This window comes from Roseococcus sp. SDR, assembly GCF_019083995.1.
In the GTDB taxonomy this organism is placed as follows: domain Bacteria; phylum Pseudomonadota; class Alphaproteobacteria; order Acetobacterales; family Acetobacteraceae; genus Roseococcus.
On the sequence record NZ_JAHRCU010000007.1, the window covers coordinates 14607 to 30731 of the forward strand.

Here is a 16125-nt window from a genome sequence, read left to right on the forward strand (position 1 = left end):
GCGCCCTTGGGGGCTCTGAACCAACATGGATTTTGATCTGAACGAGTCGCAGTCGCTCCTGCAGGACAGCATCCGCAAGACGCTGACGGCGAAATACGGCTTCGAGAACCGCAAGGCCTACATGGCCAGCGAGACCGGCTGGAGCCGCGAGATGTGGGCGCAATACGCCGAGCTCGGGCTGCTCGGCCTGCCCTTCGCGGAGGAGGATGGCGGCTTCGGCGGCGGGCCGGAGGAAACCATGCTCGTCGCCGAGCAGATGGGCCGCCACATCACGCTGGAGCCCTGGTTCAGCACCGTCGTGCTGGGCGGCGGCTTCCTGCGCCATGGCGCCGAGACGGCGCTGCGGCAGGAGATGGTGGAGGGTGTCGCCGCCGGCGAAACCCTGCTCGCCTTCGCGCAGACCGAGCGGCAGTCCCGCTATGACCTCTTCGACGTGCAGACCACGGCGAAGAAGGATGGCGCGGGCTGGGTCATCACCGGCCGCAAGGGCATGGTGCTGCATGGCGACACGGCCGATCACTTCTTCGTGACCGCCCGCGTCTCCGGCGCCTCGCGCGACAAGGGCGGCATCGGCGTCTTCGTCGTGCCGGCCACGGCCGATGGCGTCTCGGTGCGCGGCTTCCGCACGGTGGATGGCCAGCGCGCGGCCGAGGTGGATTTCACCGGGGCGCGCGCGGCGCATGTGCTGGGCGATCCGGAGGGCGGCCTCGCCCTGGTGGACCGCGTGGTAGATGAGGCCATCGCGGTGCTGGCCGCCGAGGCGATCGGCGCGATGGACGTCGTCCATGCCATGACGCTCGACTACATGAAGACGCGCCAGCAATTCGGCCGCGCCATCGGCAGCTTCCAGGCGCTGCAGCACAAGGCGGCGGACATGCTGGTGGCGATCGAGCAGTCGCGCTCCATGGCCTATTTCGCCACCGTGGCGGCGCAGGCGAGCGATGCGGCGGAGCGGCGGCGCAACATGCATGCGGTGAAGGCGCAGATCGGCCGTTCGCAGCGGCTGGTGGGGCAGCAGAGCATCCAGCTGCATGGCGGCATCGCCATGACGATGGAATATGCCGCTGGCCACTACTTCAAGCGGCTGACGGTGAACGAGGCGATGTTCGGCGACACCGATCATCACCTGCGCGCGCTGGCGGATGCGGGCGGCCTGGTTCAGGCCGCCTGAGACCGCCTGGCCCGCGCCCTACCGGGTGCGGGCCGGCGCCGAAGTGCCGCTGGAACTGCTGTTGCCCGGGACGGTCCCGGCCAGCACGGCGGCGGCGATCAGCGGCAGCGCCACCAGGGCGGGTGCGGCGAGGCCCAGCCCGGCCGCGCTGCCACCGCCCGCTTCCAGCATGGGCCGCGTCATCGCCTGACCGGATGCGGGCTGGCCAGGCGGCGGAAGCCGCGGGCGCGGCGCCCGCACCAAGGCAGGGCCCTCCGCCCCGCGCGGCGGGATGACCACATCCACCCCGGCCGGCACCACCACCACGCGCTGCTGCGCCATCGCCGGCGCGGCGAGCGCGACAAGGGCGGCCAGGGCGAGGGGCATGCAACGCATGGTTGTTCGTAATCCCGCCCGCCCCGCCGGGGCAAGCGGATTCAGCGCGCGAGCAGCTGCCGGGCGATGATCACCCGCATGATCTCGTTCGTCCCCTCCAGGATGCGATGCACCCGAAGGTCACGGACGATCTTCTCGATGCCGTAATCGGCCAGGTAGCCATAGCCACCCAACAGCTGCAGCGCCTCATCCGCCACGCGATGCCCGACATCCGTCACGTGACGCTTGGCCATGGCGCAGAACAGCGTCGCGTCCGGCGCCTTCTCATCGAGCTTGGTGCAGGCGCGCCAGAGGAAGGTGCGCGCCACCTCCAGCTCCGTCGCCATGTCGGCCAGGCGGAACTGCGTGGCCTGGAAGTCGGAGATGGCCTTGCCGAAGGCGCGGCGCGTCTTCACGTAATCGAGGGCGATGTCGAGCGCCGCCTGCGCGCCGCCCAGCGAGCAGGCGGCGATGTTCAGCCGCCCGCCATCCAGCCCAGCCATGGCGTAGCGGAAGCCCTGGCCTTCCTCGCCCAGCAGCGCCTCGGACGGCACGCGCGTGGCCTCGAAGATCACCTGGCGCGTGGGCTGCGCGTTCCAGCCCATCTTCTTCTCATTGGCGCCGAAGCTCAGCCCCGGCGCCTCCTTCGGCACCAGCAGGGCCGAGACGCCATCCGCGCCCGGCCCACCCGTCCGCGCCATGGTCAGGTACAGGTCCGAGGCGCCGGCGCCGCTGATGAACTGCTTCACGCCGTCCATCACATAGCCTTCATTGTCGCGCTTGGCCCGCGTGGCGAGGGCGACGGCATCGCTGCCCGAACCGGGCTCGGTGAGGCAGTAGGAGGCGATCTTCTCCATCGTCAGCAGCGGCGGCAGCCATTGCGTACGCTGCGCCTCGCCGCCCCAGCGGTCGATCATCCAAGCGACCATGTTGTGGATGGAGAGGAAGGCGCTGATGGTGGGGCAGCCCCGCGCCAGCGCCTCAAACACCACCGCGGCGTCGAGCCGCGTAAGGCCGGAGCCGCCACTTTCCTCCCGCACATAAAGGCCGGCCATGCCGAGGCCCGCCGCCTCCCGGAACACATCCACCGGGAAGTGGCGCTCCTCATCCCAGCGCAGCGCATGGGGGGCGATGCGCTCGCGCGCGAAATCCAGCGCGGTGTCGCGCAGCGCCTTCGTGTCTTCGGGCAGGTCAAACATGCGCGGATTCCAGGGCGGCCCAGCGGGCGCGGGTGGCTTCGACATTGCGCCGCTTCACCGGGCCGAAGCCCTTGATGCCGGCCGCCGCCTCGGCCCATTCGCAGGCGCGGGCGTAGTTGGTGGGGTGCAGGCCGGCGAGCAGCTTCTCGATCCCGGCGCGATACTCGCCGATCAGCGCGCGCTCCATGCGGCGTTCCTCGGTATGGCCGAAGGGGTCGAGCGGCGTGCCGCGCAGCGCCTTGCCGTGACGCAGCCAGCCCATGGCGTTCAGCATCCAGGGGCCGAAGGTGATCTTGCGGATGCGGCCATCGCTGCCCGGTTTCGCCAGCAGGGGCGGCGCGAGATGCAGGTTGATGCGGGTGGTGCCGGTGAAGCCCTCCGCCAGCTTCGCCTGCCAGGCGGCGTCGGTATGAAGCCGCGCCACCTCATACTCATCCTTGTAGGCCATCAGGCGATACAGCTGCGTCGCCACTGCCCGCGTCAGCCGCGTCTCGCCCGGCAGCTCTGCCGCCTGCACACGCGCCACGAATTCGGCGTAGCGCGCGGCATAGCGCGCGGATTGATAGGCGGTGAGGTCCGCCACGCAGCGCCCGATCAGCGCCTCCAGCGTCTCGGGCGGCTTCGGCGCTGCCTCGGCGGCGAGGCGCCCGGCCTCGAAGGCGGCGAGGTTCTTCGGCACGGCGGCGCCGTTCAGCTCGATGGCGCGGCGCAGCGCCTCGCGCGACATCGGGATCAGGCCGCGCTGGAAGGCGGCGCCGAGCAGGTAGATGTTCAGGTAGATCAGCTCGCCGAAATCCTGCTCCACGCGGCGGGCGGCGGGCAGGGCCACCACCTCGCGCGTCACGGCGCGCACGCTCTCCAGCATCGCGGCGGGGTCGTCGCGCGTCTCGGGGTTCAGCACGAAGCGGCCAGTGGGCGAGACATCGGCGCTCAGCACCACGCGCGAGCGGCCGGGGCCGAGCAGCGGCCGCGCCATGCGGCCATGCGCGCCCACCAGGTCGGCCGCGATCATCGCATCCGTCTGGCCCTGGCCGATGCGCGGGCTGGTCACCACCTCACCCACGCGGCCGATACGCAGCTGCGCATAGACGCCGCCGCCCTTCTGCGCGAGACCGAGATTGTCGAGGGAGCGCACCGGCCGCCCTTCCAGATGCGCCGCCATGGCGAGGATGGCGGAGAGCGCCGTGACGCCCTGCCCGCCCACGCCGGCCAGCAGGATGTTCCAGGCGTCGCCCGGCGCGGCCTCGGGCAGCACGGGCAGCGGCGCCTCGGTGGCGATGACCGGCATCGGCGGCTTCGCGGGCTCCGCGCCCTCCAGCGTGAGGAAGGAGGGGCAGAAGCCTTCGACGCAGGAAAAATCCTGGTTGCAGCCGGATTGGTCGATGCGGCGCTTGCGGCCCCATTCCGTCTCGATCGGCTCGATCGCGATGCAGTTCGACGCGCGCGAGCAATCGCCGCAATCCTCGCAGACACGCGGGTTGATCACCGCGCGCTTCGTGGCCTTGGGTGCCAGATCGCGCTTGCGCTGGCGGCGCTTCTCCGTCGCGCATTGCTGGTCGTAGATCAGCACCGAGCAGCCGGGCACCTCGCGCAGCATGCGCTGAACCGCGTCCAGCTCACTGCGGGGGTAGAAGGCGACGCTGCGCGGGATCAGCGGATCACCCCGATGGCGGTCCGGGTCATCGCCCACGATGACGACCTTGGTCGCACCCTCGGCCACCATCTGCGCCGCGATGCGCGGCACGGTCATCTCGCCATCCAGCGGCTGCCCGCCGGTCATGGCGACCGCGGAATTCACCAGGATCTTATAGGTGATGTTCGCCTTGCTTGCGATCGCGGCGCGGATCGCCAGCACGCCGGAATGGCCATAGGTGCCATCGCCCATATTGGTGAAAACGTGCGGCGTCTCGGTGAAATGGTGCTGGCCGATCCAGGCGGCGCCCTCGCCGCCCATATGGCTGAATAGGTCGCTCTCGCGATTCATGTCCTTCGCCAGATAATGGCAGCCGATGCCGGCCAGCGCGTGACTGCCCTCCGGCACGCGGGTCGAGGTGTTGTGCGGGCAGCCCGGGCAGAAATAGGGCTGGCGGACATCCAGCGGCTCGGCCGCCGCCGCCGCCAACGCGTCCAGCTCCGCGATGCGCGTAGCCAGGCGCTCGGTGCGCAGCGCCTCGGGCAGGGTCTTGGCCAGGCCGCGGAGAATCTGCGCGGAGTCGAGTTCGGCGAGATCGCTCAGCACATCCTTGCCATGCAGGCGCGGGCGCTCCGGCTCGGCATAGAGCGCCTCGCGCAGCTGCATCTCGAGGAAGCTGCGGCGATCCTCCACCACCAGCACGCTCTCGAGGCCCCGGCAGAATTCGCGCGCGGCCTCGGCATCCAGCGGCCAGGCGAGGCCCACCTTCCAGATGCGCAGGCCGCCCATCCGCGCCAGCTCCGGCGTGATGCCCGCATCGGCCAGCGCCTGCTTCAGCGTGGACCATGCCTTGCCGCGCACCGCGATGCCGAAGCGTGCATTCGGCGCCTCCTGCACCACGCGGTTGAAGCCATTGAGCCGCGCGAAGGCCAATGCGGCCGGCAGCTTGAAATGCCGCACCCGCTCCTCGATGGGCAGCGCGGCATCCTTCAGGCGGATATGCAGCCCGCCCGGCGGCATCGCCACGCCATTGGGCGTCAGCGTCATCAGCGCGGCCGGGTCCACCGTCAGGCTCATGGTGGCGTCCATCGTCTCCGCGATGCACTTCATGCCGACCCAGAGGCCGGAGAAGCGCGAGAGGGCGATGGCCTTCACGCCATATTCCAGCACCTCGCCCACATCGGCCGGGTCAAGCATCGGGATCTCGAGATCGGCGAAGGCATATTCCGAACCGCTGGTGACGGTGGAGGATTTGGACGCCGGGTCATCGCCGGCCAGCGCCAGAACGCCCCCCAGCGGTGCCGTCCCCGCCCCATTGGCATGCCGCAGCACATCGCCGCTGCGGTCCACGCCCGGCCCCTTGCCGTACCAGATGGCGAAGACGCCCTGATGCTTCGCTTTCGGATAGAGGTTGAGCTGCTGCGTGCCCCAGCACGCCGTCGCCGCGAGATCCTCGTTCAGCCCCGGCTCGAAGACGATGCGGTGCTCCGCCAGGCGCTTCTTCTGCTTCCAGAGTTCGCGGTCATAGCCGCCGAGCGGCGAGCCGCGATAGCCGCTGATATAGGCCGCCGTATCCAGCCCCTCGGCATCGTCCAGCTCGCGCCGCAGCAGGGGGATGCGCACCAGCGCCTGCGTGCCGGTCAGCAGGGTTTCGCGCCCCGCGGCTTCCCAACGCTCCTCCAGGGAGATGTCGGCGCGGATGATGCTGTTCATGACGGTCTCCGGTCCCGGGCGGATTATGACTGTGGGAGACTGCGCTGGAAAGCGCCGGAGGTTTTGCCGCATTCTCTTGTGCAGCGCCGAAATGCCAGAAGGATCTTCCGCGATGGACGCCATTGACCGCCGGATCCTCCGTGCCCTGCACGGCGAGGCCCGCCTGACCAATGCGGAGCTCGCCGAACGCGCCGGCCTTTCCCCCTCGCCCTGCTGGGCGCGGGTGCGGCGGCTGGAGCAGGCCGGCGTGATCCGCGGCTACCGGGCCGAGCTGGACCAGGCGAAGCTGGGTTTGCCCGACACCGTCATCATCGAGGTGATGACCGAGAAGCACGACGCCGAGCAGCTGGCGCGCTTCGAGGAGGCCATCGCCGCCATGCCGGAGGTGATCGAGGCCTGGCTCGTCACCGGCGAATACGACTACATCCTGAAGGCGGCGGTGGGCGGCACGGCGGGGTATGAGCGGCTGCTGCGCGAGAAGATCTATCGCCTGCCCGGTGTGCGGCACACCCGCACTGCGTTTGGCATCCGCTGCCTGAAACAGGTCTTCACGCCGGTGCCGGCTTAGCTTTGCCGCGCGGCTGATTCACGCCCCTGGCGATGCCGCCAAAGGCGACCAGACGCTAGGCCGGCAAGGGCCCCAGCAGCCCATGCTCGAGCGCGGTGCGATAGACCCGCGCCGGGAAATCCTCGGCCGCCGCCGCCGCGCGCAGCACCGCCACATCCTCCGGCACCAGGGGCGTCAGCATCGGCAGGAAGCGCGGAATGGGCTGAACCGGCGCCGGGCGCCCGAGCAGCGATTCCACCACCTCATCCGTCACGGGCGCCAGCGCGCCGCAGGTCATCTCGAAACCCTCCAGCCGCATCAGCCGGCCGGCGAAGGCGACGCCCTGCGCCTCCTCCCGCGCCAGCATCTGGTCCTGGATGTGCAGAGCGGTGCCGCGCAGAAGATCCTCCGCCATGACACCGCCTTCCGGATGCGTGGCGCCCACACGGAACAGCGTGAAATGCGCGCGGGAGAGGGCGGCCAGAATGCGTGCCTCCTCGCTGCCATCCGGGTAGTCGCCGGCCTTGGCCTCTCGGTCGAGCGCACGGGAATGCCCACCCACCGGGCCGAAGACCGCGAGGTCGAGCACCAGCTGGAACTGCGCCTCGTTGCCGACGCGCACCTCCTTGTGGTGCCACACGCCCAGCGCCCGCGCCTGCGAGGCCGCGTTGGCCTGCGGGATGCGGCCCGCGGCCGCGCTCAGGATGCGCTCCCGGATCGCGCGATAGGCCTCGTAGACGGTGGTGCTCATTCCAGATCCCTCAGGTCAAACCCCGTCTGGGCCGTTGATCCCCAGCGAGGCGGCCGTGTCCAGGATGCCCTGCCATGCCTCGCGCGGCAGCGGAAGGCCCGTCACGCGGCGCTGGGCACGGCGCTCATTCTCGGGGTCGCCCGGGGCCATGATCGGCGCCTCGGGGTCCGCGGGGCGGCAGGACTTCACCCAGGCCACATAATCCTGCGCCGCCTGGTGGAAGGCCGCCTCATCGGCGAAATGCGCGGGCGAGAGGTAGATGGAGAGCATGCCGTTCGCGATGCGCCCGCGCTCCGTGATGGGTCCGGAGCAGCCGCCGCCCGTCAGCGCACCCGCCAGCAATTCGCAGATGAAGGCGAGGCCGGAGCCCTTGTGGTCGCCAAAGGCGCGAATCGCCCCCGTGCCGTTGGACGGGTTGCGCGGGCCCACCGGCGGGTAGTCGCCATAGAGCGTGTGCGGATCGCCCGACATCTTCCCATCGGCCGTGATCAGCGCGTTCTCCGGCAGCGCCTTGCCGCCATTGGAGGCGACCAGCACCTTGCCCTCCGCCACGAAGGAGGTGGCGAAATCGAGGATCACCGGCCCCTCGGGCAGCGGAACGCCGACGCAGAAGGGTGCCGTCGAGAAGCGCCGCTCCGCCCCGCCGAAGGGGGCGACGAGCACTGAGCCCGCGACATTCACGAAATGGATGGAGATCAGCCCCTCGGCCGTCGCCATCTCGGCATAGTCACCGGTGCGGCCGATATGGCCCGCATTGCGCAGCCCGACGATGCAGGCGCCCTGGGCGAGCGCGCGCTCGATGCCCAGGCGCGTGGCCTGCTCCGCCACCGTCTGGCCGAAGCCGAACTTGCCATCCAGCAGCACGAAGCTGCCGCCATCGGTGACGATCTCGACACTCTGCCCGGCCAGAACGTGACCCGCGCGCTGCCATTCGACATAGCGCGGCACGCGCACCACGCCGTGGCTGTCATGGCCCGCGAGATTGGCGCCGACGAGGTGGTTCGAGATCCGCGCGGCCTCATGGGGCGCGCAGCCCGATGCGGTGAAGATGCGGGTGACGAAGCCCTCCAGCTCGGCTTCGGGGATGTAGACGTAGTCAGGCTCGGCCATGGCGCATTCCTCCGGTTGGGAAGGAAACTGCCCGTGGCGGGGCATCGCGTCCAGACCGGGCAACCCGTGATTCGGCTAGCGGCGCGCCTGCATGCGCTCGATCGCGCGCTCCAGCGCATAGGGCGTCACGCTCGTCTCCCCGCGGAAGGGGCGGTCCAGCACCATGACCAGGGCGATCAGCGTGCCCAGGGTGCCCATCATCGCCACCTTCACCACCCGGGTGTAGAGTTGCGTGTCGGTCAGCGCATGCATCCAAAGCAGCAGCAGGCAGGGCATCAGGATCGCGTACCAGAACAGCTCCGGCAGGCGCTCGCGCGTGGCCTGGAAGCGGGCTTCGCGGACATCCGACTGCTGCTCCAGCATGCGCAGGATCTCGGTGTAGAGCGCCTGCTGCCGCGGCGAGCCGACATCGGTGGTCCGCACCACCATCTGAAGCTGGTTGAACAGCTGCTGCGCGGCTTCACTGCGCTGACCGCGCGCCATCAGCGGCCATTCCTCGGTGACCGTCACGCGCACATATTCCAGGAGCACCGGCCGCAATTGCTCGAACTCCGGCACACCGAGGCGAAGCAGCCCGCGATCCAGCTGGTTCACCACCGAAGCCTCGCGGGTGACCAGCTCGGACGCCTCGCGGAAGTTCACCAGCACCTGATTGAGCGAAAACCCCAGGATGAGGGCCAGCATGGTGCTCACGCCACGGATGCCGTCCAGCGTGAAGCGGTTCGCCGCGTCATCCGTGTCCTGCCCGCGCAGGGCACGCGCCAGCAGCGGCAATGTCAGCCCAAGGCCGATCAGGACCGCGGTGACGGTGACGAACACCACCCAATTGGGCACGGCATGGGCAAGATCGAGAAGCTGGAGCATGCACTCCAACCTCTACAACGTGACTACGACGCATGGAATGCCCGCGCGCGGCCAACCTGGCCCGGCGGGTGACGCCTCCGCCTGGGTGTCTACAGCACCTTCCCCGTCGCCTCGTCGAGCAGGTGCATGTTGTTCATGTCCACCGTCAGCGTGGTGGGCACATCGGGCGCGACCTGCACGGTGGGCTCGAACCGGGCGCAGCAATCGCGCGCATCGCCCAGATGGAAATGCACCATGGTCTCCATGCCCATGGGCTCGATCACCTCGGGCGTCACCACCAGGTCGCAGCGGTTCGGCAGATGCGGCCGATGATCCGTCAGATGCTCGGGCCGGATGCCGAACAGGAGCTTGCGCCCCGCCGCCCCCTCGTAGCGCGCGCGCCGCGCCTCCGGGATGGGCAGCACCGCGCCGCCCTGCAGGTGCACCGCCCCATTCTCGACATGGGCGGGGAGGAAGTTCATCGCCGGCGAACCAATGAAGCCGGCCACGAAGCGCGTCGCCGGGTTGTGATACAGCTCCTGCGGCGGGCCCACCTGCTCGATCACGCCATGGTTCATCACCACCACGCGGTCGGCGAGCGTCATCGCCTCCACCTGGTCATGCGTGACGTAGACCGTGGTGGTGCGCACCGTCTGGTGCACCTTCTTGATCTCGGTGCGCATCTGCACGCGCAGCTTGGCATCGAGGTTGGAGAGCGGCTCGTCGAAGAGGAAGACCTTGGGGTCGCGCACGATGGCGCGGCCCATGGCCACGCGCTGCCGCTGCCCGCCCGAGAGCGCCTTTGGCTTGCGGTCCAGGAGCGGCACGATATCGAGGATGCGTGCCGCATTGTCCACGCGGCGCTTGATCTCCTCGCGCGGGAATTTCCGCAGCAGCAGGCCGAAGGCCATGTTGTCGAAGACCGACATGTGCGGATAGAGCGCGTAGTTCTGGAACACCATGGCGATATCGCGGTCGCGCGGCGGAATGTCGTTCACCACCGTGCCGCCGATGGAAATCTCGCCACCGCTGATTTCCTCCAGCCCGGCGATCATGCGCAGCGTGGTGGATTTGCCGCAGCCCGAGGGGCCGACGAGGACGACGAACTCATGGTCCGCGATCTCGAGGTCGATCCCCTTCACGGCCTGCACGCCGCCCTCGTATTCCTTCACGACCTTGCGCAGCGAGAGTTCAGCCATGTCTCGTCCTTTTGCGTTCAGGGCCTTGAGGGGCTTTGCCCCTCAAACTCCCCAGCAAGAACCTCAGGTTCTTGCATCTCCGATCAAATATGGGTGCAGGGAACTCGTTCCCTGCTGGGGGAGTGTGAGGGGGCAAAGCCCCCTCACCCCTTCGTCGCGCCGGCGGTCAGGCCGGCGATGTAGTAGTCCATGAGGAAGGCGTAGACGACGACCGGCGGCAGCGCCGCCAGAAGCGCGCCCGCCATGAGCTGCCCCCAGGCGAAGGTGTCGCCACGGATCAGCTGGCTCACCACGCCGATGGTCAGCGGCATCTCATCCGGCCGGGTGATGAAGGCGGTGGGATAGACGAAGGCCGCCCAGCTCACGGTGAAGGCGAAGATGGTCGCGGCGATGATGCCGGGCAGCGCCACCGGGATGAAGATCTTCAGCAGCATCTGTGGCCAGGTCGCGCCGTCGATCAGCGCCGCCTCGTCCAGCTCCTTCGGGATGGAGGCGAAGTAGCCGATCATGATCCAGGTGCAGAAGGGCACGGTCAGCGTCGGATAGACCAGCACCAGCCCCCAGGTGGAGTTGAGCAGGCCAAGGCTGCCCACGATCTGGTAGAGCGGGATGAAGAGCAGCGTGTCCGGCACCAGGTAGGTCAGGAAGACGCCGGTCGCCAGCATCTGGCTGCCCCAGAAGCGCATCCGCGCCAGCGCGAAGGCCGCCAGCACCGAGATCACCATGGTGATGATCACCACCAGCACCGTGATCTTCACGCTGTTGTACATGAAGCCGCGGAACATCGGGTTGCCGATGATGGCGGCGTAGTTCTCCAGCGTGGGGTCGCGCACGATCCAGGGATTGGCGCCGAGATCGGCGATCTCCGCACTCGTCTTCAGGCTGGTGAGCAGCATGTAGAAGGGCGGCGCCAGCATGACGATGGCGGCGAAGATGAGCGAGGCATAGGCGGTCCAGAGCGCCCAGCGCCGCTCGGCGCGCAGGCTGCCGGCCTTGTGGTAGATGCCGGGAACGTCGCGGCTCGTGGCGGCGGACATCACGCCTCCTCCTTGTTGCGCTGGTTGATGCCGCGCAGCACGAAGAAGGCGATCACGGCGAGCAGCGGGAACATGAACAGGCTGACGGCCGCACCGCGCGGGATGTTCCCCGAGAGCACGCCCACCTGGAAGGCATAGCTGGCGAAGACATGCGTCAGGTCACGCGGGCCGCCATTGGTGAGCACGCGGACGATGTCGTAGTTGGCGAAGGTGACGATCAGGCTGAACAGCACGGTGATGGAGATGATGTTGCGCATCATCGGCAGCGTCACGTAGCGCAGCCGCTGCCAGCTCGTCGCGCCATCGATCGCCGCCGCCTCATAGAGCTGTTCCGGCACGGATTTCAGCGCGGCCAGGTACATGATCATGAAGAAGGGCGCGCCGTACCAGACATTGACGATGATGATGGAGATGCGCGCCCACCAGGGCTCGCCCAGCCAGGGCACGCCGGGCAGGCCAAACACATTGATCAGCCAGTTGATCGAGGAATAGGAGGGCTCGAACATCCACCACCAGCCAAGGGTGGAGAGTGCCGGCGGAATCACCCAGGGCACCAGCAGCATGCCGCGCCATTTGCGCTGCCCTTTGGTCGGGATGTGGTGCAGCATATGCGCCAGCCAGAAGCCGATCAGCGCCTTCAGCAGCACGGCGGTGATGGCGAAGAAGCAGCTCTGCCAGATCACCATCCGGAATGTCTCGGAATCCAGCAGGATGGCGAAGTTTTCGAGGCCGATGAAGCTCGTCATCCGCCGGTTCAGCGTGGCGAGGTACATCGCGTAGAAGGCCGGCCAGGCGACCAGCCCGCCGATCACCGCGATGAGCGGCAAGGTCATGATGAAGGCGATGGTCGAGCGCCGCCGCGCAAAGCGCTGCAACGTGTTGCCCGAACCGCGCGCATACGCCGCGGCCAGCCGGCCTTCGGTGGCGTCCAATGCCATCTCGCCCCCTTCCCGTCAGAAAAAAATGGGCGGGCGGGGCATCACCCCGCCCGCATTCGCTCAGCCGCCGCGGCGCATGTTGTTGATCTCGCGCTCGAGCCAGGTGAGCGCCTGCTCGATCGTCTCGCCACCCTGGGCGACGCGCGCGATGACCTTGGTGTTCAGCGCCTGGATGTACATCTGGCTGGCGAGTTCCGCCGGCGCCGGGGAGAAGGCGATATGCGCCTTCGCCTGGTGGTGCGGCTTGTTCGGGTAGTTGAACACGGTGCCGACCGGCGGGCCTTCCGTCTGCCAGATCCGGAAGTCGCTCATCGAATCGAAGGGCGGGATGTCGTAGCCGTTCGAGGTGTTGGTGGTGAGCTCCGCCGCCTCGCGCGTGCTGAGGAATTCCAGGAACTGCTTGGCCACGGCCTTGTTGCGGCCGAAGCTCCAGATGCCCGAGCTCCAGGGCAGATAGGCCAGGAAGCGGCCGCGCGGGCCGGCCGGCATCGGGATGGTCCAGCAGCGCTCGGCCACCTGCGGCGCGTCACGCTTCGCCACCGCCCAGGCGGAGGGCGGGTTGAAGATCAGCGCCGAGCGGCCGGAGATCAGCGCGCGGTTGTTCGCCGCGTCATCCCAGGCCCAGACGTCATTCGGCAGGAAGCGCGAGAGGCGGACGGCATAGTCCATCACCTGGCGCAGCTGCTGGTTGCCGCGGATCGTCGGGTTGCCGCGCTCATCGGTCACGCGCGCGCCATAGCTCTCGAAGAGCGCACCGACCCAGTCCACGGAATCGGTGAACTGGCCCATGGGCAGGCCGAAGGGGAAGCCGGCGCGATGGCAGGCCTCGGCGGCGCGCAGGAAGGTGTCCCAGTTCCAGGTGTCGGCCCCGGGGCCGGCGCGGTTCTCGGCCGGCCACATGGCACGGACATCGATGCCGGCATGCTCCTGCATCAGGTCGAAGCGGACGCAGGCGGGCTTGTTCTGCGTGCCGGAGGTCGCCGGCACCGCGCGCCAGGAGCCGCGATGCTTGGCGAGGAATTCCGCCGCCGGGTTCACCGCGCCATAGCGCTGGGTGAGGCGGCCCATCACGTCATCCACCGGCTCCAGCTGGTCGGCATAGGCGCCGATATCCCAGGGCGAGAGCGAGAGGATGTCATGCCCGCTGCGGGACTGCGCCTGGGCGGCGGCGGTCAGCTGCAGCTGGTTGCCCACGGTCGTGATGAAGTCGAGATTGACGTTGACGCGGTTGCGCTCGCCGAACTGCTGCGCGAGCTGACGCAGCGCGCCATTGCCGGTCGGCACCCAGTGGTCCCAGAAGGCGCAGCGCAGCGTGGTCGTCGGCTGGCCGAACACGGCCGGCGCGCTCAGCGTGCCGGCGGCGACGACGCCCGCACCCGCGCCGAGGGCGGCGCGACGGGACAGATCCTTGTTGGACATTCTTGAACTCCCTTGGATGTTTCCGCGCGGTCTCCGCCGCTGGTGGGAAGGTTAGGCATGCTCCGGCAGGCAGCGCAACCGATCTTGCCGCGCCGGGCGGGCGGGATGAGGATGCGGGGATGAACACCCATTCCTTCGACGCCCTGGTCATCGGGGCGGGCATCGCCGGTGCGACCGCCGGCGCGCATCTCTCCACGACGCATCGCGTGGCCCTGCTGGAGGCGGAGGATTCCGCCGGTTACCACACGACGGGCCGTTCGGCGGCCATCTGGATCCTCAGCTATGGCAGCGCCGATGCGCGGCTCTTGACCGGTGCCTCCCGCGCCTTCTTCGAATCGCCGCCGGAAGGTTTCACCGAAGCAAAGCTCGCGCATCACCGTCCCGTGCTGACGCTGGCCGATGCGGCGCAGGCGGCGGACCTCGCCGCCTCACTCGATGCCGGGCGCGTGGCGATCCCGCTCTCGGACGCGCGCGCCATCGTGCCCGCCATCCGGCCCGACTGGGCGGTGGCGGCCGCCATCGAGCAGGATGCCTTCGACATTGACGTGGCCGCCCTGCACCAGGGCTTCCTGGCGCAGCTCAGGCGCGCGGGCGGCGTGCTGGCGCTGCGCAACAAGGCGGGCCGCATCTGGCACGCGAAGGGCCTCTGGCACGCCGAAACCAGCACGGGCGATGTCTTCACCGCGCCCGCCATCGTCAACGCCGCCGGCGCCTGGGGCGACGTGGTGGCGGAGATCGCGGGGGTGGCGAAGATCGGCCTGCAGCCCAAGCGCCGCACCGCGCTGATCGTGGACCCCGGCCGTTATCAGAGCGCCGAGTGGCCGCTGGTGGGGGACATGCACCACTCCTGGTATGTGCGCCCCGAGGCGCGCGGCAAGCTCATGGTCAGCCCCGCCGACGAGACGGACAGCGCGCCCTGCGACGCGCAGCCGGATGAGCTCGACGTGGCCATCGCGGTGGATCGCATGCAGCAGGCGCTCGACATCCCGGTGCATCGCGTCGAGCACCGATGGGCGGGTCTGCGCAGCTTCACGCCCGATCGCGGCCTGGCGATCGGGCCCTGCGCGGCGCCTGGCTTCTTCTGGTTCTGCGGCCAGGGCGGCTATGGCATCCAGACCGCGCCCGCCGCCGGCCGCCTTCTGGCGCAACTCGTGCGCGGCGAGGCGCCCGATGCCGACGTGGCGGCCGCCATCCCCCTCACCGATCCCCAAAGATTCGCAGGAAGGTTTGCGGCATGACGCCGAGCTTCGATGACGTCCAGGCCGCGGCCCAACGGCTGAAGGGCCGCATCCGCCGCACGCCCATGCTGCGCCACCGCGCACTGGATGCGGCGGCCGGCGGCGTGGTGCTGGTGAAGCCCGAGCCCTTGCAGATCACCGGCAGCTTCAAGCTGCGTGGCGCCACCAATGCCGCCATGCTGCTGCCGCCCGAAGCACGGGCGCGCGGCGTGGTGACGCATTCCTCCGGCAATCACGGCCAGGCCGTGGCCGCCGCCTGCGCGGCCCTCGGCATGCCTGCGCTGATCGCCATGCCGCAGGACGCGCCCAGCGTGAAGGTGGAAGCGACGCGCGCCTGGGGGGCGGAGATCCACTTCTTCGACCGCCACGGCGTGGACCGCGACGCGCTGGCGCAGGAACTGGCAGCCCAGCGCGGCGCCACCGTGATCCCGCCCTTCGACCATGCGGATGTGATCGCCGGCCAGGGGACCGCGATCCTCGAATTGCTGGAGGATGCGCGGGCGGAGGGCTTCAAGCCGGACCAGATCGCCATCTGCACCGGCGGCGGCGGGTTGCTCGCGGGTTCCGCCCTCTCCGCCAAGGCGCTGGCGCCACAGGCGCGCATCTATGCGGTGGAGCCCGAGGGATGGGATGATTATGGCCGCTCGCTGCGCGCCGGCCAGCGCATCGCCAATGACGGTACGGGTGCCGGGTTGTGCGACGCGCTCCTCTCCAAGCAGCCGGGCCAGCTCACCTTCGCGGTGAACGCGCCGCGCGTGGCGGATGGGCTCGTGGTGACGCCGGAGGAGGTTTTCGCCGCCATGCGCTTCGCCTTCACCCATCTGAAGCTGGTGGTGGAGCCGGGCGGCGCAGTGGCGCTGGCGGCCGTGCTGGCTGGCAAGCTCGCGACGCGCGATGCGGTGACGGGCATCATCCTCAGCGGCGGCAATGTGGATCGGGGCGTCTTCGCGCAGGCCATGGCGGCCTGAGGCGC

General features: G+C 69.2%; 14 protein-coding genes. 4 read left to right on the top strand and 10 right to left on the bottom strand.

Features of this window, described 5'->3' with window-relative positions; genetic code table 11:
- The first annotated feature begins 25 nt into the window (after positions 1 to 25).
- Complete coding sequence (locus tag KTR66_RS09460; protein ID WP_213612345.1) at positions 26 to 1171, top strand: acyl-CoA dehydrogenase family protein; 1146 nt, start codon at positions 26 to 28, stop codon at positions 1169 to 1171.
- 18 nt (positions 1172 to 1189) lie between these two features.
- Here the strand turns inward: KTR66_RS09460 and KTR66_RS09465 are convergent, their stop codons facing one another.
- From KTR66_RS09465 to KTR66_RS09475, 3 genes are read right to left on the bottom strand one after another with little or no spacing between them, the layout of a single operon-like run.
- Positions 1190 to 1537, bottom strand: coding sequence for a hypothetical protein (locus KTR66_RS09465; protein WP_213612346.1), 348 nt, complete (start codon positions 1535 to 1537; stop codon positions 1190 to 1192).
- Between the two features lie 50 nt (positions 1538 to 1587).
- Positions 1588 to 2724 carry an acyl-CoA dehydrogenase family protein gene (locus KTR66_RS09470; RefSeq protein WP_213612347.1) on the bottom strand — a complete coding sequence of 379 codons (1137 nt, stop codon included), beginning with the start codon at positions 2722 to 2724 and terminating at the stop codon, positions 1588 to 1590.
- Complete coding sequence (locus KTR66_RS09475) at positions 2717 to 6070, bottom strand: indolepyruvate ferredoxin oxidoreductase family protein (protein ID WP_213612348.1); 3354 nt, start codon at positions 6068 to 6070, stop codon at positions 2717 to 2719. The genes KTR66_RS09470 and KTR66_RS09475 overlap by 8 nt, the downstream gene beginning before the upstream one ends.
- A 112-nt stretch (positions 6071 to 6182) precedes the next feature.
- Between KTR66_RS09475 and KTR66_RS09480 the strand changes: the two genes are divergently transcribed.
- Positions 6183 to 6638 (top strand): Lrp/AsnC family transcriptional regulator, encoded by a 456-nt coding sequence (locus tag KTR66_RS09480; RefSeq protein WP_213612349.1) that lies wholly within the window; start codon positions 6183 to 6185, stop codon positions 6636 to 6638.
- Positions 6639 to 6693: 55 nt separating this feature from the next.
- On the opposite strand, the gene KTR66_RS09485 is transcribed toward KTR66_RS09480, so the two are convergent.
- The 7 genes from KTR66_RS09485 to KTR66_RS09515 all read right to left on the bottom strand — a co-directional run bounded on the left by KTR66_RS09485 (position 6694) and on the right by KTR66_RS09515 (position 13914).
- Positions 6694 to 7368 carry a hypothetical protein gene (locus KTR66_RS09485; protein WP_213612350.1) on the bottom strand — a complete coding sequence of 225 codons (675 nt, stop codon included), beginning with the start codon at positions 7366 to 7368 and terminating at the stop codon, positions 6694 to 6696.
- A gap of 15 nt (positions 7369 to 7383) precedes the next feature.
- Complete coding sequence (locus KTR66_RS09490) at positions 7384 to 8478, bottom strand: malate/lactate/ureidoglycolate dehydrogenase (protein WP_213612351.1); 1095 nt, start codon at positions 8476 to 8478, stop codon at positions 7384 to 7386.
- Between the two features lie 75 nt (positions 8479 to 8553).
- Positions 8554 to 9342 carry a DUF4239 domain-containing protein gene (locus KTR66_RS09495; protein WP_213612352.1) on the bottom strand — a complete coding sequence of 263 codons (789 nt, stop codon included), beginning with the start codon at positions 9340 to 9342 and terminating at the stop codon, positions 8554 to 8556.
- 89 nt (positions 9343 to 9431) lie between these two features.
- Positions 9432 to 10520 carry an ABC transporter ATP-binding protein gene (locus tag KTR66_RS09500; RefSeq protein WP_213612353.1) on the bottom strand — a complete coding sequence of 363 codons (1089 nt, stop codon included), beginning with the start codon at positions 10518 to 10520 and terminating at the stop codon, positions 9432 to 9434.
- A gap of 143 nt (positions 10521 to 10663) precedes the next feature.
- Positions 10664 to 11557, bottom strand: coding sequence for a carbohydrate ABC transporter permease (locus KTR66_RS09505; RefSeq protein ID WP_213612354.1), 894 nt, complete (start codon positions 11555 to 11557; stop codon positions 10664 to 10666).
- Positions 11557 to 12495, bottom strand: coding sequence for a carbohydrate ABC transporter permease (locus tag KTR66_RS09510; RefSeq protein ID WP_213612355.1), 939 nt, complete (start codon positions 12493 to 12495; stop codon positions 11557 to 11559). The genes KTR66_RS09505 and KTR66_RS09510 overlap by 1 nt, the downstream gene beginning before the upstream one ends.
- A 60-nt stretch (positions 12496 to 12555) precedes the next feature.
- Positions 12556 to 13914, bottom strand: coding sequence for an ABC transporter substrate-binding protein (locus KTR66_RS09515; protein ID WP_213612356.1), 1359 nt, complete (start codon positions 13912 to 13914; stop codon positions 12556 to 12558).
- A gap of 119 nt (positions 13915 to 14033) precedes the next feature.
- Here KTR66_RS09515 and KTR66_RS09520 point away from each other — a divergent pair, with 119 nt between their 5' ends.
- Both KTR66_RS09520 and KTR66_RS09525 read left to right on the top strand, forming a co-directional pair.
- Positions 14034 to 15152, top strand: a complete 1119-nt coding sequence (locus KTR66_RS09520) for an FAD-binding oxidoreductase (RefSeq protein ID WP_213612357.1) — start codon at positions 14034 to 14036, stop codon at positions 15150 to 15152.
- Entirely contained in the window at positions 15149 to 16120 is a 972-nt protein-coding gene (locus KTR66_RS09525; protein WP_213612358.1) for a threonine/serine dehydratase, read from the top strand. Before KTR66_RS09520 ends, KTR66_RS09525 begins: the two co-directional genes overlap by 4 nt.
- Positions 16121 to 16125: the final 5 nt, after the last annotated feature.

Coding starts and splice junctions, on each gene's coding strand:
- KTR66_RS09515 (WP_213612356.1), bottom strand. CDS start 13,914: ATGTCCAACAAGGATCTGTCCCGTCGCGCCGCCCTCGGCGCGGGTGCG.
- KTR66_RS09490 (WP_213612351.1), bottom strand. CDS start 8,478: ATGGCCGAGCCTGACTACGTCTACATCCCCGAAGCCGAGCTGGAGGGC.
- KTR66_RS09525 (WP_213612358.1), top strand. CDS start 15,149: ATGACGCCGAGCTTCGATGACGTCCAGGCCGCGGCCCAACGGCTGAAG.
- KTR66_RS09460 (WP_213612345.1), top strand. CDS start 26: ATGGATTTTGATCTGAACGAGTCGCAGTCGCTCCTGCAGGACAGCATC.
- KTR66_RS09470 (WP_213612347.1), bottom strand. CDS start 2,724: ATGTTTGACCTGCCCGAAGACACGAAGGCGCTGCGCGACACCGCGCTG.
- KTR66_RS09480 (WP_213612349.1), top strand. CDS start 6,183: ATGGACGCCATTGACCGCCGGATCCTCCGTGCCCTGCACGGCGAGGCC.
- KTR66_RS09505 (WP_213612354.1), bottom strand. CDS start 11,557: ATGTCCGCCGCCACGAGCCGCGACGTTCCCGGCATCTACCACAAGGCC.
- KTR66_RS09485 (WP_213612350.1), bottom strand. CDS start 7,368: ATGAGCACCACCGTCTACGAGGCCTATCGCGCGATCCGGGAGCGCATC.
- KTR66_RS09465 (WP_213612346.1), bottom strand. CDS start 1,537: ATGCCCCTCGCCCTGGCCGCCCTTGTCGCGCTCGCCGCGCCGGCGATG.
- KTR66_RS09495 (WP_213612352.1), bottom strand. CDS start 9,342: ATGCTCCAGCTTCTCGATCTTGCCCATGCCGTGCCCAATTGGGTGGTG.
- KTR66_RS09500 (WP_213612353.1), bottom strand. CDS start 10,520: ATGGCTGAACTCTCGCTGCGCAAGGTCGTGAAGGAATACGAGGGCGGC.
- KTR66_RS09475 (WP_213612348.1), bottom strand. CDS start 6,070: ATGAACAGCATCATCCGCGCCGACATCTCCCTGGAGGAGCGTTGGGAA.
- KTR66_RS09510 (WP_213612355.1), bottom strand. CDS start 12,495: ATGGCATTGGACGCCACCGAAGGCCGGCTGGCCGCGGCGTATGCGCGC.
- KTR66_RS09520 (WP_213612357.1), top strand. CDS start 14,034: ATGAACACCCATTCCTTCGACGCCCTGGTCATCGGGGCGGGCATCGCC.